Source organism: Solibacillus sp. FSL W8-0474 (assembly GCF_038004065.1).
Taxonomy (GTDB): Bacteria; Bacillota; Bacilli; order Bacillales_A; family Planococcaceae; genus Solibacillus; species Solibacillus faecavium.
On record NZ_JBBOQJ010000001.1, the window covers coordinates 3,315,549 to 3,338,370 of the forward strand.

At 41.3% G+C, this 22,822-nt stretch carries 20 protein-coding genes; 3 read left to right on the forward strand and 17 right to left on the reverse strand.

What is annotated here, in order from left to right; translation table 11 throughout:
• Nucleotides 1-7: 7 nt before the first annotated feature.
• From gpmI to NYE67_RS16860, 8 genes are all read right to left on the reverse strand, one after another.
• The gene (gpmI, locus tag NYE67_RS16825; RefSeq protein ID WP_340726083.1) at nt 8-1,549 is read right to left on the reverse strand and encodes a 2,3-bisphosphoglycerate-independent phosphoglycerate mutase; all 1,542 of its coding nucleotides are present in this window, start codon (nt 1,547-1,549) and stop codon (nt 8-10) included.
• Entirely contained in the window at nt 1,542-2,303 is a 762-nt protein-coding gene (tpiA, locus tag NYE67_RS16830; protein ID WP_340726084.1) for a triose-phosphate isomerase, read from the reverse strand. The genes gpmI and tpiA overlap by 8 nt, the downstream gene beginning before the upstream one ends.
• A 103-nt stretch (nt 2,304-2,406) precedes the next feature.
• The gene (locus tag NYE67_RS16835) at nt 2,407-3,591 is read right to left on the reverse strand and encodes a phosphoglycerate kinase (protein WP_340730640.1); all 1,185 of its coding nucleotides are present in this window, start codon (nt 3,589-3,591) and stop codon (nt 2,407-2,409) included.
• A 343-nt stretch (nt 3,592-3,934) separates the two neighbouring features.
• On the reverse strand, nt 3,935-4,948 hold the full coding sequence (gap, locus tag NYE67_RS16840; protein ID WP_339214001.1) for a type I glyceraldehyde-3-phosphate dehydrogenase: 1,014 nt from the start codon (nt 4,946-4,948) through the stop codon (nt 3,935-3,937).
• Nucleotides 4,949-5,014: 66 nt separating this feature from the next.
• Nucleotides 5,015-6,052 (reverse strand): sugar-binding transcriptional regulator, encoded by a 1,038-nt coding sequence (locus NYE67_RS16845; protein WP_445683379.1) that lies wholly within the window; start codon nt 6,050-6,052, stop codon nt 5,015-5,017.
• A gap of 161 nt (nt 6,053-6,213) precedes the next feature.
• Nucleotides 6,214-6,447, reverse strand: a complete 234-nt coding sequence (locus tag NYE67_RS16850) for a glutaredoxin family protein (protein ID WP_339214005.1) — start codon at nt 6,445-6,447, stop codon at nt 6,214-6,216.
• 308 nt (nt 6,448-6,755) lie between these two features.
• Nucleotides 6,756-7,535: a TPM domain-containing protein gene (locus NYE67_RS16855; protein WP_340730642.1), complete on the reverse strand. Its 780-nt coding sequence runs from the start codon at nt 7,533-7,535 to the stop codon at nt 6,756-6,758.
• Between the two features lie 48 nt (nt 7,536-7,583).
• Complete coding sequence (locus tag NYE67_RS16860; protein WP_191699566.1) at nt 7,584-8,171, reverse strand: LemA family protein; 588 nt, start codon at nt 8,169-8,171, stop codon at nt 7,584-7,586.
• A gap of 95 nt (nt 8,172-8,266) precedes the next feature.
• Between NYE67_RS16860 and NYE67_RS16865 the strand changes: the two genes are divergently transcribed.
• Together NYE67_RS16865 and NYE67_RS16870 are read left to right on the forward strand one after the other, a co-directional pair.
• A complete protein-coding gene (locus NYE67_RS16865; RefSeq protein ID WP_340726088.1) occupies nt 8,267-8,878 on the forward strand; it encodes a spore coat protein in 612 nt (203 codons plus the stop codon).
• 178 nt (nt 8,879-9,056) lie between these two features.
• Entirely contained in the window at nt 9,057-9,233 is a 177-nt protein-coding gene (locus NYE67_RS16870) for an asparagine synthase (RefSeq protein WP_340726089.1), read from the forward strand.
• 122 nt (nt 9,234-9,355) lie between these two features.
• Here the strand turns inward: NYE67_RS16870 and NYE67_RS16875 are convergent, their stop codons facing one another.
• The 9 genes from NYE67_RS16875 to NYE67_RS16915 all read right to left on the reverse strand — a co-directional run bounded on the left by NYE67_RS16875 (nt 9,356) and on the right by NYE67_RS16915 (nt 21,319).
• Complete coding sequence (locus NYE67_RS16875) at nt 9,356-9,793, reverse strand: nucleotide-binding protein (RefSeq protein WP_340730643.1); 438 nt, start codon at nt 9,791-9,793, stop codon at nt 9,356-9,358.
• A gap of 352 nt (nt 9,794-10,145) precedes the next feature.
• Nucleotides 10,146-10,358, reverse strand: a complete 213-nt coding sequence (locus NYE67_RS16880; RefSeq protein WP_340726091.1) for a hypothetical protein — start codon at nt 10,356-10,358, stop codon at nt 10,146-10,148.
• A 21-nt stretch (nt 10,359-10,379) separates the two neighbouring features.
• Entirely contained in the window at nt 10,380-11,861 is a 1,482-nt protein-coding gene (locus tag NYE67_RS16885) for an NCS1 family transporter (RefSeq protein WP_340730644.1), read from the reverse strand.
• A 118-nt stretch (nt 11,862-11,979) separates the two neighbouring features.
• Nucleotides 11,980-13,263 (reverse strand): NAD-dependent dihydropyrimidine dehydrogenase subunit PreA, encoded by a 1,284-nt coding sequence (gene preA / locus NYE67_RS16890; RefSeq protein WP_340726092.1) that lies wholly within the window; start codon nt 13,261-13,263, stop codon nt 11,980-11,982.
• Nucleotides 13,264-13,274: 11 nt separating this feature from the next.
• Complete coding sequence (locus tag NYE67_RS16895) at nt 13,275-14,612, reverse strand: NAD(P)-dependent oxidoreductase (protein WP_340730645.1); 1,338 nt, start codon at nt 14,610-14,612, stop codon at nt 13,275-13,277.
• Nucleotides 14,613-14,669: 57 nt separating this feature from the next.
• Nucleotides 14,670-16,067, reverse strand: coding sequence for a dihydropyrimidinase (gene hydA, locus NYE67_RS16900; protein ID WP_340730646.1), 1,398 nt, complete (start codon nt 16,065-16,067; stop codon nt 14,670-14,672).
• A 651-nt stretch (nt 16,068-16,718) separates the two neighbouring features.
• On the reverse strand, nt 16,719-18,236 hold the full coding sequence (locus NYE67_RS16905; protein ID WP_340730647.1) for a CoA-acylating methylmalonate-semialdehyde dehydrogenase: 1,518 nt from the start codon (nt 18,234-18,236) through the stop codon (nt 16,719-16,721).
• Between the two features lie 15 nt (nt 18,237-18,251).
• Nucleotides 18,252-19,607, reverse strand: coding sequence for an aspartate aminotransferase family protein (locus NYE67_RS16910; protein ID WP_340730648.1), 1,356 nt, complete (start codon nt 19,605-19,607; stop codon nt 18,252-18,254).
• A gap of 170 nt (nt 19,608-19,777) precedes the next feature.
• Nucleotides 19,778-21,319 carry a PucR family transcriptional regulator gene (locus NYE67_RS16915; protein ID WP_340730649.1) on the reverse strand — a complete coding sequence of 514 codons (1,542 nt, stop codon included), beginning with the start codon at nt 21,317-21,319 and terminating at the stop codon, nt 19,778-19,780.
• Between the two features lie 125 nt (nt 21,320-21,444).
• Between NYE67_RS16915 and NYE67_RS16920 the strand changes: the two genes are divergently transcribed.
• Nucleotides 21,445-22,692, forward strand: a complete 1,248-nt coding sequence (locus NYE67_RS16920) for a Zn-dependent hydrolase (RefSeq protein ID WP_340730650.1) — start codon at nt 21,445-21,447, stop codon at nt 22,690-22,692.
• The last annotated feature ends 130 nt before the right edge of the window (nt 22,693-22,822 follow it).

A 22,822-nucleotide genomic window follows, 5' to 3' on the forward strand; every position in this document is an offset into this window, starting at 1 on the left:
GCGCGAATTACTTTTCGTTTGGCATAACTAACGATTTCCCTGTCATCTCGGCAGGTTGGTCAATCCCAAGCAAATCCAGCATAGTAGGTGCTAAATCTGCTAAAATTCCATCTTCATAAAGCATCACACCAGGCTTTGTCACAATGACCGGCACTGGGTTTGTCGTATGGGCTGTCATCGGCTGATTATCCAATGTCACAACTTCATCCGAGTTGCCATGGTCTGCAGTAATAATTGCATGGCCACCTTTTTCTGCGATCGCATCGACGATTTTACCTAAGCACTCATCGACTGCTTCAATCGCTTTAATCGTTGGCTCCAGCATGCCTGAATGCCCTACCATATCCGGATTGGCAAAATTTAAAATAATTGCATCGAATTTATCTTCTGCAATGGCATTCAATAAAGCATCCGTTACTTCATAAGCACTCATTTCAGGCTTCAAATCGTATGTCGCTACTTTCGGAGAAGCGATTAAAATACGCTCTTCCCCTACAAAGGTAACTTCACGACCTCCACTCATAAAGAATGTCACATGCGGATACTTTTCCGTTTCCGCAATGCGTAGCTGTGTTTTGCCTGCTCTTGAAATGACCTCACCAAGTGTATTTACAAGGTTGTCATTCTCATAGGCAACTTCAGATACGACATCTTCACTATAATGTGTGAAAGAAACAAATTTTAAGTTTTGTGGATGGTTTTGTGATAACGGAATGCCATCACAATTTTCACTTGTAAACACTTGCGACAATTGAATCGCACGGTCCGGACGGAAGTTGAAAAAGATAACCGCATCATTCGTATCAATTGTAGCGACCGGCTTACCTTCTTCTGTCACAACAAACGGAACAACGAACTCATCATGCAGATCACGCTCATACGAAGACTCTACACCGGCAGTAGCAGAAGAAGCAGTCTGTCCAACTCCATCGACTAAGGCGTTATATGTCAATGCGACACGCTCCCAGCGACGATCTCGGTCCATTGCATAGTAGCGGCCATGAATCGAGGCAAACTTCCCTACACCGATTTCCGTCATCTGCTTTTCTGTTTCTAGAATATAGTTAAGCGCTGTCGTCGGACCAACATCACGACCATCGAGGAAGCCATGGACATACACTTCCTCCAGATTATTTGCCTTCGCTAATTTCAATAAGGCAAACAGATGCTCATAGTGACTATGTACGCCACCATCTGAAAGCAGCCCCATTAAATGCAGCTTTGAACCATGAGCTTTTGCATGTTCAACAGCAGCTAAAAATGCTTTATTTCTGAAAAAATCACCTTCACGAATCGATTTATGGATACGTGTAAGATTTTGATAAACTATGCGCCCTGCACCGATGTTTAAGTGACCTACTTCAGAGTTCCCCATTTGGCCCTCTGGCAGACCTACAGCCTCCCCGCTCGCTGTTAATGTAGCGTGCGGGTAAACATTCCAGTAGCGATCGAAATTCGGTTTATATGCTTGGGCAACGGCATTTCCCTTTACTTCATCACGAAAAGCAAAGCCGTCCAAAATAATTAATGCAACAGGTTGTTTAGGCATTTGCTGCCGCCTCCAATAACTTCATAAATGATGCCGGATCTAAGCTCGCTCCACCTACTAAGGCACCATCAATATGTTCTTGCGCTAATAGCTCTTTAATATTTTCAGGCTTTACGCTGCCACCGTACTGAATACGTACTTTTCTAGCAGTATCTTTGCCATATAACGTTTCGATCGCTAAACGAATTGCACAGCATACCACATTAGCATCTTGAGCCGTAGCCGTTTTACCTGTTCCGATTGCCCAGATTGGCTCATAAGCAATGACCATATGTTCAACCTCGATCGGTGCAAAGCCTTCCAACGCCTTTGTAATTTGTCGTGCTACCTTTGCCTCTGTCTGTTCCGCTTCACGCTCTTCTAACGTTTCACCACAGCAAATAATCGGTACAATTCCTTGACTAAGAGCTGCTCGAATTTTTTTGTTAATCGCTTCATCCGTTTCGTTAAACATTTCACGACGCTCTGAATGCCCTAAAATAACGTAATCTACATTAATATTGGCAAGCATCACAGGACTGATTTCACCTGTAAATGCACCTTCATTTTCGTAATGCATATTTTGTGCGCCAATTGCCAGGCTTGAATCCTCTGATGCTACGACAAGCGTTGGTAAATATAGTGCTGGTGCACAAATGACTGCATCCACTTTATCAGGAGATGGGATCTCTTGCTGAATCTCTTCCACAAAGTCCACTGCCTCATCAAATGTTTTATACATTTTCCAGTTTCCTGCTATGATCGGTTTTCTCATTCAAAACCCTCCAGTTTTTAATTATTTTGTTCGTTAACACTAACTGTTTTCCGCTAAGGCGGACGCTTTGAGTCAGTGTTGACACAAATAATTATTCTATAAATTATTTATCGTTTAACGCAACAATACCCGGTAATTCCTTACCCTCCATTAACTCTAATGAAGCACCGCCGCCTGTTGAAATATGGTCCATTTTAGATGCTACTTCGAATTTCTCTACCGCTGCAGCTGAATCACCGCCACCGATAATTGTGTAGCCATCTGTTGTTGCCATTGCATCTGCTACTGTTTTTGTACCATTTGCAAATTTCTCCATTTCGAATACACCCATTGGTCCGTTCCAAATGATTAATTTTGATTGCTTAATGACTTCTGCATAGTTTTCCGCAGTTTTTGGTCCGATATCAAGTCCCATCCAGTCAGAAGGAATCGCATCGATTGCAACTACTTTAGTGTCAGCATCTTTTGAAAATTCGTTCGCTACGACTGCATCAACTGGCATGTGCAGCTGAACGCCTTTTTCTTTTGCTTTTTCGATAAAGCCTTTTGCCAACTCAATTTTGTCTTCTTCTAGCAATGACTTTCCGATATCATGACCCATTGCTTTTACGAATGTGAATACTAAGCCGCCACCGATAATCAGGTGGTCTACTTTATCTAGCAGGTTTTCAATAACACCGATTTTATCTTTAACTTTTGCGCCACCAATAATCGCTGTGAATGGACGCTCCGGATTTGATAAAGCTTTCCCTAATACGTCTAATTCTTTTTCCATTAATAAACCTGATACAGCTAGTACATGCTTCGCAATACCTTCTGTTGAAGCGTGTGCACGGTGAGCTGCACCAAATGCATCATTTACGTAAAGGTCTGCTAATTTTGCAAATTCTTTTGCCAATGTCTCGTCGTTTTTCTCTTCGCCTTTATGGAAGCGTACGTTTTCAAGAAGAATGATGTCGCCATCTTGCATATTGTTTACCGCTGCTTCTACATCTGTACCAATTGATTCATCAAGCTTCGAAACAGGCTTGCCCATTAATTCAGAAAGACGTTCACCTACTGCTGTTAAACGCATATCTTCATTCACTTCACCTTTTGGACGACCAAGGTGTGAAGCTAAAATAACTTTTGCCCCTGCACTCACTAATTGCTCAATTGTTGGAACGGCTGCACGAATACGCGTTTCATCCGTAATTTTGCCTTCTTCCATCGGTACATTAAAATCAACACGTACAAATACGCGCTTCCCTTTTACATCTACATCATTCATTGACTTCTTTAAAAACATAAAGAAAATCCTCCTTTAAATTCGATCGTGAAATTATTGTGTGGATAGTATACTCGTTAGTTAAAATAGTATCAAACTTCAATAATGCTGTCTTGTGTCGCCTCTGATTTCCCTCGTATTCGCTAATATTTATGACGAAGATGAATCATTGCGCTTAAATCTCTAAACAATATGTATTTACCCAATTTTCTTATATTCAAAAAAAGAGCGGTCGGGTAATTCCCTGCCGCTCTTTTACCCTTATACATTATAAGGTTTCTACCTTTTAAAGGCTATACTTTTTATGTCAAATTCTAATTAATATGTCACATATTTTCTTCATTCTTTAAAAAGTATGTCACAATTAGTTTTTGTCGATTCCTTGCTCAGCGATATATAACGCTAAATCCATTAATCGAGTAGAATACCCGATTTCATTATCATACCAAGCAACTACTTTCGCCATACGGTTTTCCATTACCATTGTCGATAAGCCATCAATTGTTGATGATGCCGGATTGCCGTTATAGTCGATCGATACAAGCGGTAATTCATTGTACGCAAGAATTCCTTTTAAGTCGCCCTCTGAAGCTTCTTTTAATGCAGCATTGATTGAATCAGCTGTTACGTCTTTATCAAGCTCCACAACTAAATCCACACAAGATACGTTTGGTGTAGGAACACGCATTGAGAAGCCGTCTAGTTTACCTTTTAATTGTGGCAATACTTTCGATACTGCAACCGCTGCACCCGTAGTTGTCGGAATCATTGATACCGCGCCAGCACGTGCACGACGTGGGTCTGAGTGCGGGAAGTCAAGGATACGCTGATCATTTGTATACGAGTGAATTGTCGTCATCATACCGCGCTTAATACCGAATTGTTCATCCAATACTTTTGCCAGCGGTGCTAAACAGTTTGTCGTACAAGAAGCGTTCGAGATAACATCCTCTGATGGGTCATAATCAGTATGGTTTACGCCCATAACATAAGTTGGCATATCGCCTTTTGCTGGTGCTGAAAGAATCGCTTTTTTCGCACCGGCTTGAATATGCTTCTCTACTTCTTCCATTGAACGCCATCTACCCGTACATTCTAAAACAACATCCACACCAATTTCGCCCCATGGTAATTTTGCAGGATCTTTTTCTGAATACACTTGAATGCGTTTGCCGTTTACGATAAATGCATCATCTTCCGCCTGAACATCTGCATCGTATACACCATGTACTGAGTCATACTTCAATAAGTGTGCAAGCTGTCCGGCATCTGTTAAATCATTTACTGCAACAACTTCAAATTCCTCGTGCTTCATTGCTTCACGGAATACTAAACGTCCGATTCGACCAAATCCATTAATTGCTAATTGTAATACCATGTGAAATTCCTCCAATATATTTATTATTTAAACAGTATGTGTAATGGACATACTTTTAAAAACAACTTATCTTTCTAGAATTGTATTTGCGGTTTGTTCATCCGTAATTAAAATCGTCTGCTTTACTGCATTTTTGAAATAAGCCTGAATTGCAGCTGCCTTGTTACTGCCTGCCGCAATCGCAATGACATGTTGCGCCTTATTTACATGCTCAAGCTGAATCCCAATTGTACGTAAATGATGAACAATATCGCCATTTTTATTGAAATAATAGCCAAACGCTTCTGCAACGGCTCCCTTTTGTTCAAGCAGCTGCTGCTCCTCGTATGTGCTATTGCGACGAAGTGCCATTTCCTGAGCGGCTCCAATGCCATGAACGACAATATCCACCTGCTCATACAATTCAATCATCTCTTTAATGATTGGCTCATCCTTCATCGCTTCATAAGCCTGCTCACTTAAATGCTCAGGTAAAAATAAAGTACGATATTTTGCGCCACACCTTTTAGCAAACTTGGAAACAACCGTATTCGCCTGGAACGTCATCTCGTCACCCATACCGCCTCGTGCTGCGATAAAACTCGCATCACCGAGCACCGTGCCTGCTGTTAAATACTCTTTCATCGAGGCAACACTGCTACCGCCCGTCACAGCAATTTGATCTTTACCTTTAGCGAGTTGCTGTAACATCTGTGCCGCTTCTTTACCGAGCTGTTGCTTTACAGTCATATCCTGTTCCGCATCACCCGTCACAATAATAACGCGTGCAATCCCGAACATTTCTTTAAGCTGTTGTTCCATCGCCACAATACCTGACAACTCCCGATGTAATTCGGAAAGCTGTTCTAATACTTCATACCCTTTTGGCGTACAAATCATGCCCTTTTTCTGAATCGAAATCAATTGCTGCTCACTGAGGACGGTTGTTTCATTACGAATATCACGCTCTGTCATCTGAAGCTGCTCGACTAAAGCACGCCTACCAATCGGTCCGAATGTCGCTAAAGCCTGCAATATTCGAAACCTCTTTTGAAAGAGCCTATCGATTTCAGGCATTAGTTTGCGCTCTGCTGCAAAAAACGAAACATCAGTCAAAAAAACCACCTACTCGACTATATTGGACAAGTTTTGTCCCGCGCATTATTTTTTAGTCCCACTTAGAACAAAAAAAATAATTTCTGTCTTTATTATAAAATGCATAATGTTGTTTTGCAACTTATATACTTGTCGGAATTATGTCTTTCAACAAAAATAAGGCGCTCATCTCAATCTCCGAGCGCCTCATATAACGTTGCATAATCAAGCTGTCCATACTGAATAATTTCCCCATCCTGCTCAACAACAGGAATCATCAGCATATATTTCTCATGCACTGCATCATCTTCCTCAATATTATAGTGCTCAATTGTAAAGTCGATATCTTCCTGAACTATTTTCAACGTATGAAGCCCTTCCACACAAAGCTCACAGTCCGGTTTTGAATAAAATTTAATAATCATGGTATTTCCTCCCTTTTTTACTATTATAGCCGGGGAAAATAGAAATGGGGGAAGCTTTTATTAGAAAATCTTTGCAACATATTAGCGCTTCCAGCTGACATATTAGCACTTTCATAACACTTATTAGCAAATGAACCCCACTTATTTGAACATCTAACACTTTTATTAGCAAATCAACATTTTATTAGAACAATCGCATCACATATTAGAACATCCCCGGCACTTATTAGAAAACCTCCACCGCCTGCTGCACACCACACCTCAAAAAAGCACCTCACCCCGAAAGAGTAAGATGCCCATCCTAAAACCTAAAACTTCCTGCCAGCCCCGCCGCCGAATGATCCGCCACCGCCGAAGCCACCAAATCCACCGCCAGAAGAGCCGCCACCTCTACCGCCGAAACCTCCGCCAAATGCACCAGGGAATCCGCCGCTACGGTATACACGTCGAGCAGTACGTCTACGTCCACCTGGACCGCCGCCACCGCCAAACTTCGTAATGAGGTAATAGAGAATAATAATAAAAATAATAAAGCCAATGGAAATGCCGTCATCATCACCCGATGAAACAGGCTTCACTAAATCAGCCCCACCTGCTTCACCACCCATTTCCTCATAAAAAACAGAGAAAATATTCGCAAAAGCACTCGTATAATCCCCATTCATTAAATAAGGAAACATATATTCATCAATCATACTGCCGAGTTTGCCGTCCGGGTAATCACCCTCTAAGCCGCCGCCGACCGTAATCCATACATCATTTTCCCCTGGACCTTGCTCAGTCGTAGCGAAAATCAGCATCCCGTTATTCTCGTTCGCACCACCGATTCCCCATTGCCGAATCGTTTCCGTTCCGAATTCATACGCATCCATTCCACCGATCGTATCAATGGTCATCATGACGATTACATTGCCAGTTGAACCTTCCAATGCTTTTGCGGACTGAATCAGCTGTTGTTCCACATCATCAGATAGTACATTCGCATAATCATAAACGTAGGAATTATAAGCCGGCTTCTCCGGTATAGCGGCCATCGCCTGAAGCGGTACAGCCAGGAATAATATGAAAAGCGAGACAATCCATCTCATACGCAACCCCCCTTTTTAGAAATTTCGGACCTTGCCCGTGCAATTCGATTAATCAAAATCGACAGCCGGTGCTTCCTCCACACCTTCTTTAATTTCAAAGTAATCTTTTTGCTCAAAGCTGAACATGCCCGCGATCAAGTTTCCTGGGAATCGACGCACAGTATTATTGAATTGCTGAACCGTATCATTATAATCCTTACGCGCTACAGCTAAACGATTTTCAGTTCCTGCCAGCTCATCCATTAAACGTGTAAATTGGACATCCGATTTTAAGGTCGGATAGTTTTCAATGACTACTAATAATCGGGATAATGCCGAAGATAAATCATTATTCGCTTCCGCTGCTTCACCAACTGTATTGGCATTGCCATATTGTGTACGTGCATTGGCAATTTGAGTAAAAATCTCCTCTTCCTGCTTCGCATAACCTTTAACGGTATTCACTAAGTTCGGCACTAAATCAAATCGACGCTGCAGCTGGTTTTCCACTTGCGCCCATGCTGCATCCACCGTTTCTTCCCCACTCACTAAATTGTTGTATTTCGGTACGACGATCATTGCCGCAATGACAATCACTACAATGATGGCAATGACCGTAATTAAACCAGCACTGCCTCTTTCATTTTTAGAATACATTTTGTCTCATCCCCTCTTTCTAAAAAAATGCGTATAAAATTTTCATTCACTTCCACAATAAGAGCGTACGAAATTCTTATTATGGAGGTTACTGAATGTTTACCCAATCATCCCAATCACAAGACAACCAAATGCCTTTCTCAATGAATCATGGTGCCCATGAATTACTGGATGTTCATGAAGTGCTAGGCGCTATGATCGGCGGATTAAATCAATACGTTTTATTACGTGACCAAATTCAAGATCCAGAGCTACTATCTATTATGGATCGACAATACCCATTTATGCTTGATGAATACAACCTTACAATGGAAGCCTACAAAACAGGCCACGATCCAAAACACCCAACTCGCAGCTACAATATGCAAATGGGCAATGATACAAACTACGGTTTGACACCAGGCGAGCCTAAAAAACCAATTACTTCTGCTAACGAAATTAATGACGCGATCATTTCAAGCTTCATGCTGAGCTGCCATAAAGCAGGAGCAGCTGGGAAAACTGCTGCAGCTTTAGAGTCTACAAATCCAGTTGTACGTCGTGTGCTACAGGACTCTGTACCAAACTGTATCGAAATGGCTTACGAAATCTCTTTGTACCAAAACAAAAAAGGGTATTATCAAGTACCACAACTTTCGCAGCAAGATATGAATACGATGCTCAATATGTATGGGCAGGCACAGCAAGCTAAAAATATGCCTAACTAATCCCCAATAAAGTATTCGGATTAATTCTTCCATTAATTATTGGCTTTGAATTAATAATAATACATTTTTTTTGTGGATATCCAATATTTACTTGCAAAAATTAAAGAATATACTTCCCCAAACGAACAAACACTAATAATGGTGTTGTATCACCTACTACGATGAAGGAGGGGCTTTTATGAAAAATATTCGTGAAGGTTTAATTCCGACTGTACTTGGATCAGCTGTAACTGCAACAGGGTATGCGATGAAACAAAAAATCGGTACGAACAAGATGCTTGCCAATACCATTTTCGGTTTCGGTCTCGCCCATATGGTATTGGGTGCAATTGACCTTGTAGAACATCGTAAGTAGAAAGAGCAGGTACAACTGCTTTTGACGAGGAAGCTGGCTCAAAGGATAATAATTCTTTGCAGTCAGCTTTTTCTTTATAGAAATAAAAAAATGCCCAACTATTTTAAGTCGGGCACACTTTATCAGACCATTTTGTAGCCGCACTCCTCACAGAATTTTTTCGATTCATCGTAAAACTCATTACAATTCGCACAAATATACGTTTGCGTAACCTCGATAATATCTGTAGAGTCCACTATCATCTCCTCTTCAGCACCCGCTGCCTTACTGCGTTCATTTAATTCTTCAATATCCTGTTCCAGCATCGCAACAGCCTTTTCCTTCGCTTCAATTTGCATAAGCTGATAATTCACCATACTCACCGAAAATAAGGTGTTCCGATTCAGATTAACAATTTCCCCAATTTCCTGTTTAAGCAGTTTTATCTCTTCTTCAATCGCAGCAATCTGCTTACGTATTTTTGATCGATCTACAGCAAAAGACGTCTTGTTGCTTAGTGTCGTGACTTTCTCGTTCACTTTATCCTTCCACTTCTTAAATGTTCCCTTCTTTTCTCCCATAAAAGCCCTCCACTTCAATAAAAAATTTGCCTGAACCCGACTAGTGCATCCACTGTATTTTTCACAATATGTATAAACATGTCGAAATATGCTTTACAAAAAAATAAGGGTAGGATTTCCCGTTATTTCAAGGGAACAACCCATATTCAGCTAAAATAAGGGTACAAACTTCCGTTATTTTTAAAAAATCCATGTATTCCAGCCTCATACAAGCAAATAAGGGGAATTTCTCCTCTTATTTTTGGCCACTTACACTTGATATGCCCAAATAAGCGGAACTCTTCCCTCTATTTCTCTCCAACAAAAAACAGGCGCATCTCATATAAGAAATGAAATGCGCCTGTTCACCTATTTAACTTTGTAATTGCTCGTATAATTTACTGGAGAAATATTTCCGCGCATCCGCCATTTTAATATGCAGCATACGCTCTTCGTTGCTCTCTTCATTAATAAAAGTAACGAAGGCACCTTCTAAATTTTCGTGAATGCTTTTAAAAATATAATTATCGGCCAGTAATTCATCAATCTGTAAAATTTCCTTTGCCACAAATTCATATTCTGACATCGTCGCACCCCCATTTACATTTTAATCTGTAGAAGCAGTTTGTTGAACACCAATCGGTTCTGGCGTCACATCAATCTCCCAGCTGCGTCCCGCTGTAATGCCTAAATACTCCTCATCACTCGGATTCGTAATTTCAGCTTGCGGATACTTTTTGAACCACCAGAATTTCGCTAGCACATAATAGATTGCCGCCCCTACAAAGAAGCCAATTAGTGAAGAAAATGATGGCCAAATATTCGCGATCAACCCACCAAGTACCCACGCGATAATCCCCGCTACATTGACACCTTTTAAATACTGATATTGACCGTCTGTTTCATATAGATCCTTTACATTTACTCGTCGCTTACGAATTAAATAATAATCGGCAAATAAAATACCAACAATTGAAGAAAGGATACCGCCGACAACGAGCAGTACGCTATTTAAAATATCAAATAAGCTCCACGGTTGAACAATCGTCCCGACAATACCGGCAATGACAACACCTACCCAGAACGGTACTTTCGGGCCGCCGATATTCGAGAAAATCGTCGCAGCCGGAATAACGTTTGCGGAAGTATTTGTCGACCATTGAGCCAGTACGATCATCGATAATAACATTACAAGGACAATGCCACCTGCCGCTTGCTGTAGTGCGTTAATCGGGTCACCTGAACCGGTAGACATATAACATACCGCCCCAATAACAATCATCAGCGTATTAAAAATTGGCTGAACAACAAGTGAACCTAATAACTGCGTTTTATTTCGCTTGAACCAGTTACGTTCATTTTTCGGTGCTTTAAAGTGACGTGAAAGTGTCGGCATATCCGCAGCAAGTGTTGCCCAGAAGCCCATAATTGCCATCGCGACAATCATAAATGCCGTAAACTGTTCAAAACCTGTTTGCGGTGCTTCCACCCAAGACCATACCGCTTTTCCTTGTTCCTTCGCTTCAGCCGATAATTGTAAGTACATCCAAATCGAAATAAAGATAATGATCGGTGCAGCAAAATCAGCGAAACGCTCAATTGATTTAATCCCTAACGATACATTGAATAATTGCAATGTCGCAAAGACAATAAAGCACACAAACCAATTATCGAAGCCTATCATAATATTTAAAATTCCATTGATTGCAAGGGCTCCGAAATACGTATTAATACCAAACCAGCATGATGCCGTAAATGCACGTGCAAATGAAGGAAGATGTGTTCCAATCGTTCCGAACGGTGCACGCATATACACAGGAAACGATAAACCGTGTTCTACACCGATATCACCAATAATGACCATAAAAATACCGATTAAAATTGATCCGACCAATGTCGCAAGGATCAGCATCGGCATACTCAAATTCACAATTCCGCCAGCACCGATCGCAAATGCGGCCAGTACGATCGCCATTCCTACCCAGATCATACCAAAGCCAAGCACTCCAATACTGCGATTCTCATGCGAGACAGGAAGTAAATCAGGTGATTTCAAATAATTATTACTCGAGCTTTTTGGATTGGACATCGCTACACCTCTCATTATTCAATTTTTGGGTCCACAGGACGTGGGTCAGCCAGCCGGTATCACTCGATGCGACTTTGCTAGGCTGACATGTATTTCTTTAAAAATATTTACCAAAGGACTACCTTGCAATAGTCGAACTGTTCGCTGCAAATCCTGCGATCAACGACTGTCTTTCATTCCATGTCATTGGTGGTTGTGTAGGCACCAATTCCTTCATCGTAATAGCACCTTCTGCCGGACAAACAATCGAACATAAGTTACAGCCTACACAATCTTCCTCGCGAACTTTCAACATCGGACGACCGTCTTCCGTATACAGATCGATACATTGATGCGATGTATCTTCACACGCAATATGGCACTTATTACAGTTAATGCAAACATCATTATTAATCTCTGCTACAACTTTATAATTTAAGTCCAGATCGCCCCAATCTGAATACTTCGGAACCGTTTTTCCAACGAGATCCATGACCGAGTCTAAGCCTTTGTCATCTAAATAGTTGCTTAAGCCATCAATCATATCCTCTACAATGCTGAAGCCGTGGTGCATCGCTGCTGTACACACTTGCACGCTTGTAGAACCCATCAATATAAACTCAGCAGCATCCTGCCAGTTTGAAATACCGCCAATGCCTGAAATCGGTACATTAATATAAGGATTTCTTGCACATTCACCAACCATGTTCAGCGCAATTGGCTTCACCGCTGGACCACAATAGCCTCCATGAGCACCTTTGTTTCCAACATGCGGAATTGTATTCCAAGAGTTTAAGTCAACGCCTGCCAAACTATTGATTGTATTAATCATACTAATCGCGTCAGCACCACCACGTATCGCCGCCTCTGCTGTTACCGTAATATCAGTAATATTCGGCGTCAGCTTAACAATGACCGGTACTTGAGCATATTCCTTCGCCCAAAACGTCTGCTTTTCCACCAGTTCCGGCACCTGACCAGAAGCGGCACCCATGCCACGCTCGGCCATTCCATGGGGACATCCAAAATTTAATTCGAAGCCATCGACCCCGACATCCTGTACTTTTTTTACAATTTCATGCCATTTTTCAGCTTTTGGTTCTACCATTAACGAAGCAATGATCGCATGATTCGGGAATCGTTTTTTCGTTTCATAAATTTCCTTCAAGTTCACTTCAAGCGGTCGGTCCGTGATTAACTCAATATTGTTAAACCCTGCCACCTTTTGACCATTAAAACTGACAGCTGCAAAACGAGAAGAAACGTTTAAAATAGGGTCCCCCAACGTTTTCCAAACAGCGCCGCCCCATCCTGCTTCAAAAGCACGCTGAACTTGATAACCCGAGTTTGTCGGTGGTGCAGATGCCAACCAAAATGGATTCGGTGACTTTATACCAGCAAAATTTATACTTAAATCAGCCATTTGAATACCCCCTATGCGATCTCTGAATTTGCGTTTAGTTCATAATGAATTGCGTATGCCGAATCTTTCCCTTGCTGTGCCGCGGATACAACAGTCGCTTCACCGTACCCATTGCCGTAAATTACATCACCGCAAGCATAAATTTTCGGATTCGATGTCTTTAAGCTATTCATCTCGACATCAATGACCCCACGAGTATTCGCCAGCCCTAGATGTTCAATCAGCTCATACTGCTTCGCTTGACCAATTGCCCGAATGACAGCATCCGTTTCAATTACAAATTCAGACCCCGGAATCTCCGTTAACGTACCTTTTCCATTCTCGATTTCCGTTAGCTTCATCTTAATGCATTCCAAACCGATTACTTTGCCGGCTTCGTCCCCGATAATTCGCTTCGGTAACGATAACCATCTAAATTCAACACCGTCCTGCTTAGCAAAATCATATTCAAAGTCATAAGCCGTCATTTCTTTCGATGTACGGCGGTAAACGATCTGAACTTGTTCTGCGCCTAGCCTTACTGAACATGTGGCCGCATCAATCGCAGTATTACCGGCACCGATCACGACTGCTTTTTTGCCTAGCATTTTATCTGTAAACGAAGCTTTCGATTCTTTTACAAAATCAATCGCATCATAGACACCTTCTAAGTGTTCGCCCTCAATATTTAGCATCGGTACTTTCCCCATACCAACCGCTACGATGATGCGGTCAAAATTAGCTAGAAGTTCATCTACTAGGACATCTTCGCCGATTTTTGTGCTCGTTTTAATTTCAACACCGAGGTTTTGTACTTGCTGCACTTCCCATTCCACAACATCTTGAGGTAGGCGGAATGAAACGATTCCGTAATAATTCAAGCCCCCTGCTTTTTCATCTGCTTCGTAAATTGTCACACCGTATCCTAGTAATGCCAGTTCACGTGCAGCAGATAATCCAGCTGGCCCACTTCCAATAATCGCGATTTTCTTGCCGTTTGCAGGTTTCGGTGTAAACAACTTCACATCGGTTTCACGAAGCCAGTCTGTTGCATAGCGCTGCAAGTGACCAATCTGTATTGGCTTTTCTTCACTGTTCAACACGCAAGCTCCCTCACAAAGCTCGATTGTCGGACATACACGTGCACAGCTTGCTCCTACTGGGTTCGCTTCCATAATGACACGTGCAGAGCCCTTCATATTATTCGAGGCGATTTTCTTTATAAAGCTCGGAATATTAATGCTTGTCGGGCACGCTTTAACACACGGTGGATCATAGCAATACAAACATCGATTCGCTTCCACGGTTGCTGTGTATGTTGTTAAACCACCAAATATTTCTTCAAAGTTTTTCGCTAAACTATTGCTCATTTCATAACAACCCTCTCCCGTTTGATTTGTTATTACTTTTTCAGCTGATTATTAGTTCTATGAAGTTACTTTAGTGGTACTCTTCACTTCGCGGCGAATATACTCACCACTTCCAAGCTTGCCGACGAACTTTTTATCTTGAATGACATAATCGCCACGCACTAACACACTTATTGGCTCACCCGTTACTTCCAGCCCTTCAAATGCGTTGTAATCCACATTCATATGGTGTGTTTCTGCCGAGATTGTCCGTTTCACTGTCGGGTCGAATAATACGATATCCGCATCCGAACCAACTGCAATTGTCCCTTTTTTAGGGAACAGTCCGAAAATCTTCGCAGACTGCGTTGAAATCATATCGACAAATTCATTTTCCGAAATACGGCCTTTTGCTACGCCTTCCGAATACAGTACGGAGAAGCGATCTTCAATAAACGGTCCACCATTCGGAATTTTTGAGAAGTCATCCTTCCCTAATGTTTTCTTGCCATTGAAGCTAAATGAGCATTGGTCCGAGCCAATCGTTTGCAACTGCTTCGATTTCAGTGCATTCCACAATACTTCCTGATGCTCTACTGGACGCAGAGGCGGAGACCATACATATTTTGCCCCTTCAAAGTTCGGCTTTTCCAATGCTGTCTGATCCAATACTAAATACGGTGGGCAAGTTTCCCCTAAAACGTTGTAGCCTTTATTACGCGCTGAAATAATTTCATCAACGGCTTCTTTACACGTAACATGTACAACATAAAGCTGTGCACCCGCTAAATTTGCTAGCTCAATTGCACGCTTAGTCGCTTCACCTTCAACTTCCGGTGGACGAGTCAGTGCATGATAAATCGGCTCCGTCTTACCATTCGCCTTCGCCTCTTCTACTAGCTCATCGATAACAGACCCATTTTCACAATGCACCATAACCGTCGCACCTAATTGCTTCCCGACTTTAAATGCCTGGAATAACGTACGATCTGTCGCCTGGAATTCCTTTGCATATGCTAAAAACACTTTGATCGAGCTAATCCCGCCCCGTTCCAGTGCTTCCGGTAATTCCTTTAAGCGCTGTTCATTTAAATCACCAATCATTAAGTGGAAGCCATAGTCGATCACGGCCTTGTCCTTCGCTTTGCCATGCCAAGTATCAATCGCATCCATCAATGTCGGAGAGCCTGCACTAATACAAAAATCAATAATTGTCGTCGTTCCACCAAATGCTGCTGCAATGGTACCTGATTGCCAATCATCATCTGTTACCGTATTGTTAAACGGCATGTCCAAATGTGTATGAGGGTCAATACCACCCGGAAATAATAGCTTTCCTGTAGCATCAATGATTTCTGCATCCACGTCTTCGATTCTTGCCGCAATCTGCTTAATTACGCCATCCTCAATCAGCACATCACCTTTATACGTGTCTGTAGCCGTAACAATTGTTCCCCCAGTAATGATCTTTTTCATAGTAAACCCTCCTATTTTTCTAGTAATTTAGCTAAGTTCTAGAAAGAACCGATGAAACTACATTTAAATCTGAATTTTCGATAAATTTAAGTCACAGTTAGAACTAAATAATACGATTTTGATTTTTTGGTATATTTAACTTTTGAGAAGCATATAATTAAATATATATTATTATATGTTATTTTTTATAACATAATATCTAATTATTCTAAAAAATAAAAATATTTTTAAAAGATGCTTCTTCCCTTCATACACTTAACTTTACTCGATGCTCGGTTAAAAATTAATATACAAAAGGTAATTTTTCCAATAATCTTTTTGGACATAACGTAAAAAGATAAGGGAAAAATCACTTTTCATGTTACATTTTATGACATAATAAGTGCTATTTCGATATTTTCAGCAAAAAATGTTCTAATAAACTTTGAAATCTTCTAATATATTTTCAGTTGTTCTAATATATTTTTGATCTTCTAATAAAACCTCGGCATGTGCTAAAAAAGGTGCAAACTGTTCTAAAATCCCCTCTCAACCTTCTAATATCCCACCCGCATTTTCTAATATCCATCACAGTTGTGCTAATAAAATTCCAATTACATAAAAAAACAGCCTGATCCCTTTTCCGGTATCAGGCCGTTTTTGCATATTAACTTAGTTATTGCTCGGAAACGCGAATGTCGATGCCGTCGTTTCTGTTGTTTCCGGCCAGCGCTCGGATACCGTTTTCGTCTTTGTAAAGAATCGCGCCTGATCCGGACCAAACATATGCCCTTCTCCAAAGCGTGACCCTTTAAAGCCGGCAAAGTTATGATAGCCTACTGGGATTGGAATCGGCACATTAACACCAACCATGCCCACATCAATTTCCGTAGTAAATTTACGCGCCGCAGCACCATCATTTGTAAAGATCGCGACACCATTTGCTAGCTCCTGATCGTTAATGAAGTCAATCGCCTCCGTAAGCGAACCTACGCGCACGACATTTCGAGCCGGTCCGAAAACTTCCTGATCGCAAATATCCATTTCCTTTGTCACATTGTCCAATAGCGTCGGACCTACGAAGAAGCCTTCCGAATTTTTCACAATATCCACTTCACGACCATCATTCACAATCGTTGCACCTTGCTGCTCAGCTAAATCGATTGCCTTTAAAATACTTTCTTTGGACTCCTTCGAAATAACCGGTCCAAAATCCGTACCTTCTTCTGTGTAGCTACCAACTTTTAATTTACTGATCTTGTCTTTTAAAATCGCTACTAATCTATCAGCTGTTTCTTCACCAACCGGCACGATCGTAGAAATCGCCATACAACGCTGAGAAGCCGCGCCGTACGCAGCACCAATAAACGCGTTCGCCACTTGCTCTAAATCCGCATCCGGCATAACAACCATATTATTTTTCCCGCCACCAAGTGCCGTAACACGCTTACCGTATTTAGCACCTGTTTCGTAAATATATTTTGCTACCGGCGTTGACCCTACAAATGAAATCGCCTGTACAGTTGGGTTTTCCAGAAGCTCATTTACCGCGTCCTTGCTGCCATTTACTACTGTCCAAATACCATCCGGCAAGCCTGCCTTTTTCCATAGCTCACTTACAAATAGTGAAGTCATCGGCACCTTTTCAGAAGCTTTTAAAATAACGGCATTCCCTACAGCAATCGCCATTGACGTTTGCGCCAGCGGTACCATGATTGGGAAGTTAAACGGTGAAATAGCAGCTACGACACCTAAAGGATACTTTGCCGAGTAGGCATTAATTTGACCGCCGACATTGACCGAATACTCCCCCTTCACAAGGTGAGGTGCCCCGATTGCTAGATCAACCGACTCCAATGCCCGCGTTACTTCACCGCGCGCATCCTCCAACGTTTTACCGCTTTCCGTACAAATGATATCCAACAGCTGATCCATATTTTCTGTAATTAAATATCGGAAGCGCATTAATACTTCAGCTCGCTTCGCAACGGATAAATCTCTCCACGCAGGAAATGCCGCTTTTGCCGCTGCAATCGCTTCACGTGTTTCTTCGGCTGTTGCGATCGGTACTTCAGCAATCACTTCGCCGGTAGACGGATTATAGACCTTTGAATAGCTTCTGCTTTTTCCCTCGACTAATTCTCCATTAATAAAATGCGTTAATCTTTTTACCGAAACTGCTTCTGTCATTATGAATGTCCTCCTCTATTTAATGCTGTTTAATGCCTCTATCAATGTCGTTGCAATAAAGTCCTTTTCCTCTAACGTAATGGAAAGCGGTGGTGAAAGTGTTAATACATTGTTGAAGTCCGCTACTGTCACACCATTTTTACCGATAATGACACCCTTTTGCTTACAATAGCCAATCACCGCATTGACCTTGTTAATATCCAGCGGCGCTTTCGTTTCTTTATCTTCCACAAGCTCAATCCCGATCAATAAACCTTTTCCTCGAATATCCCCAACATAAGGATGATCAATTAAATTTCCCTCTAAAGTTCCCTTGAGCGATTCCCCAAGCAGCGTGGATTGCTCAAATAAATTTTCGCGCTCCATAATTTCAATGTTTTTCAACGCAACCGCACAAGCGACTGGTGAACCTCCGAAAGTATTAACGTGACGTAAAAACTCGTAATCTCCTTCAGCTATAAACTGTTCATATATTTCACGACGGATAGCAGTTGCCGATAATGGCATATAGGCACTTGTCAGCCCCTTTGCCATCGTAACGATATCCGGCTTAATTCCGTAGTTTTGGAATCCAAATGCTTTCCCAGTTCGCCCAAAGCCGCAAATAACCTCATCAATAATGAGTAACGCGCCGTGCTTTTTGCATACTTCCTGGACACCTTGCAAATAGGCCTCATTCGGTACGATCACCCCACCACCTGTAATAATAGGCTCCATAATGACAGCGGCAATCGTTTCCGACATTTCCCACGTCATTACCTGATCCAAGTTTTTCACACTCGGTAATGTCGTTGGATCTTCACCCTGCATTTCTTCCGGATTACGGTATTGGTCAGGTGGTGCTACATGCAAAAAACCTGGAGCAAGTGGCTCATATTTATATTTACGCTGAGCCTGGCCAGTAGCCGCTAAAGCACCCATCGTATTCCCGTGGTACGCACGGTAGCGGGAAACAATTTTATAGCGATTCGTTTCACCTTTTTGCTGATGGTATTGTCGCACTACTTTAAATGCGACTTCATTTGCTTCCGAGCCACTGTTGGAGTAGAAAACGACATATTCATCCCCAAGCAGCTCGCTAATTTTTTGGCTAAGTAAGATGGACGGAGTATGCCCATATGTGAGTGGTGTATAGGAATTTTTAAGCATCTGCTCATAGGCTACTTCTGCAATTTCCTTGCGCCCATAACCAATATTCGTACACCATAGCCCTGCCATCGCATCCAAATATTTGTTGCCATCGATGTCCGTCAGCCAAGCCCCTTCTGCTCTATCTACAATAAACGTTGCATCCGGGTTATAAGGCTTCATCGAATGCCACACATGCTTTTCGTCATTTGCCTTCCAGTTATACTCTACGTATTGGCTCATGCATTTCCCTCCTAAATTTCAGAACTTACCTCTATTTTCGCTTATCGAACTTATTAGGGCATTATACATTGTGTAAAATGATTTTTTGCATTCACTTCACATTAAGGTAATTTAGTCGGTTCATCATTAGTAGGTTAATATAACGTTTTCGTATAGTCCGGCCAGCGATATTAGGTGACTTTCATCCCCTCATAATAATTATGCTTTGTCATCAATAACATGAGTTCTATACATAAACGATTTTCGTAATTCATAAAATCATTGCCAATAATTTGCTCCACTTTTTCAAGACGGTGATACAGCGTTTGACGCACAATAAATAATTTTTCGGCCGTTTCCTTTTTCAATCCGTTACACTGAAAATATATATCCAACGTTTGAATTAAATTCGTGTTGTGCTTACTGTCATACTGACTGAGCTTTTCAATCTTTTCCTTTGCTGCTTGCATTAAACTGTTATTATTTTGCAAAACCTTTACCATATGATAAAGAAGCAGCTCATCATAGAAATAAGAGAGCTCCATATTCGTCATCCGTATTTGAAGTGTCTCCTGCGCAGTTTGATAGCTTTCCTTCAATTCATTGTAATGAGAAACATATTTACCTACCGCAATAAGTGTATCCAGCCTGTACTGATTAATCAGCTCATTCATCGCACGCTTCATACGTTCTTTATACGTATCTTCCGGCCCCAAATCATTCAATATAAAAATTAAATACTGCGACTGCTCTACGATAAATGTATAAAAGCCTTCCTTTTGCAAAGCTTGACGAAGATTAATTTTATAATTCGTTAAATCCTTAATAATATTTTTTCTTCGCATCTGATGAATCATGACCATCCAGCCGTTTTGTTTTAGCTTCTGGTCTGATTCTTCAATGAAATAACGTATTTCATCATCACTGTTTTTACCTTCCAGCCACTTTTCAAAAAATTTACGGTTTTCACTTTCAAGTTTTTCCTCAATATATAAATCCCTTAAAACAAACTGAGATAATGTAACGACTGTCCGATCCAAAATAAGCAAATCCAATTCAGTAATTTCCCTTTTCTCGGAATAAATATGAACCGTGCCATATACTTGATCAAATAACGTCATTTCAAGACTCGCCTTATTCTTATTGTTCAAGCTATTGATGAAATCTTTATAATTTTCAATCTTTTTATCCGGGATTGCGAGACTTGTCCCTTTATTCACTTCAAAGTAAGTATTCACGTTTAAATATTTTTGCATGTATTGGAGAATCTTCGCTTTGTCATTCACCTTTAAAACATAGTTGTTTATTTTTTGGGAATAATCCTCCAGCTGCCTCAGTATATCGTATTGCTGATGAATAATTGCTGTATGCAAATCCTGCGTAATCCCGATAAACGGCACGATTTCCTGAAACACAATGAGCGGAAAATCCAGACTATTCGCTAAATTAACGACACTTTCCGGTACGACCTGAATGTACATACCGAGTTCGATACACAGTCCCGCTACTTCCAAATCACTGAGCTGCTGGACAAAGTTTAAAAAACCTTGCTCGTTATCCTTTAAAATAACGCCTGTTGTCAAAATGAGCTCATTACCTGTTATTAACTGCTTCACATCGATAACTTCCAATATATGTATCCATTTTATCGCATGATTTAATCCTGATTGACCTGCAACAACTTTGGCAGATTCAAAGTATTTTCGATTAAGAACTTCTTTTACAGTTATCATAGGCAGCCTCCTCTAATTAACAAATCGTCCATACAATTATTGTATCATTTTACATTAGGTATATATTAATTTGTTATATGAAAATGCTAATGTATATATATTAATGGATTAAAGGGGGACTCCTAATGTTAAAAACGAATCGTGAACGACTTAAAAATAGTATTGATTTATACAGTCAATTTGGAGCTACGGAAAATAATGGTGTCACACGTTTAAGCCTTTCCCAGGAGGATATTTTAGCCCGCAACCAATTAAAAGAAACTTGCGAACAGCTTGGCATGACTGTCACAACAGATGATATGGGGACAATGTATGCAACATTGCCAGGCAAAGCCGACCATTTACCGATTGTAATGGGTTCCCATTTGGATTCCGTTATTAAAGGCGGACGCTTTGATGGCGTGCTCGGCGTTTTAACTGCGTTAGAGGCCGTACAAACGATCGTTGATGCAGGCCTTGAACTGAATCACCCTCTCACAATCGTGAACTTCACAAACGAAGAAGGCGCACGCTTTGAACCTTCGTTAATGGCTTCGGGCGTACTTTCAGGAAAATTCGAAAAGGAAAACATGCTCGCTTCCACAGATGTAGAAGGCGTAACTTTTGAACAGGCCCTAAAACAAAGCGGCTATGAAGGCGATATCGCAAACCGCTTAACAGATGCCCACGCCTATTTAGAGCTCCATATTGAACAAGGACCCGTGCTGGAACATTATAAAAAAGAGATCGGTGTCGTTGAAGGAGTACTTGGCATGGTATGTTATGACATCACATTAACCGGCGAATCAAATCATGCCGGAACTACTCCTATTTCAATGCGAAAAGATAGTATGTTTGCCACAATGCAAATTATTTCAATTCTGCAAAACAAACTAAAACAGCTTCCTGATGATCTTGTTTATACAATCGGGCGCATTAACGCCTACCCGAATATTCATACGGTCATTCCAAATAAAGTAACATTCTCGTTAGAATCCCGCCATCAAGACCCTTCTGTTATTCAGCAAGTAGAACAAATCATTTTTGACCTGCCAAAGGAAATCGAAAATTGTGAGCTTAGCTATAAGAAGCTCTGGAGCCGCGACACTGTCCATTTCGCACCGGAAGTCATAGATGCCGTAGCTGCAAGCGTAAATGAATTAGGATATTCAAGCCAACAAATGTATAGCGGCGCCGGTCATGATGCACAATTTATTGCCGGGTATATCCCATCCACAATGATTTTCGTCCCTAGCAAAAACGGCTATAGTCACCGTGAAGATGAATACACTTCCTATGAAGAATGCTCAAAGGGTGCGGACGTTCTTGTAAATGCCATTTTAAAAATCGCAGAAAGCGCCGTTTTACCGGTAAAGTCCGCTAGCATGAACTAACGAGAAGAGGCTAAACTAACGCCTCTCTCCAATCTGCTTTTTAACTAACATCATGCAGGGCCTTATGCATTGTTTTCACCTAGTAATAACTAGATTAGCCCTCCCCTTCTTATTTAGGAAATCATACTAT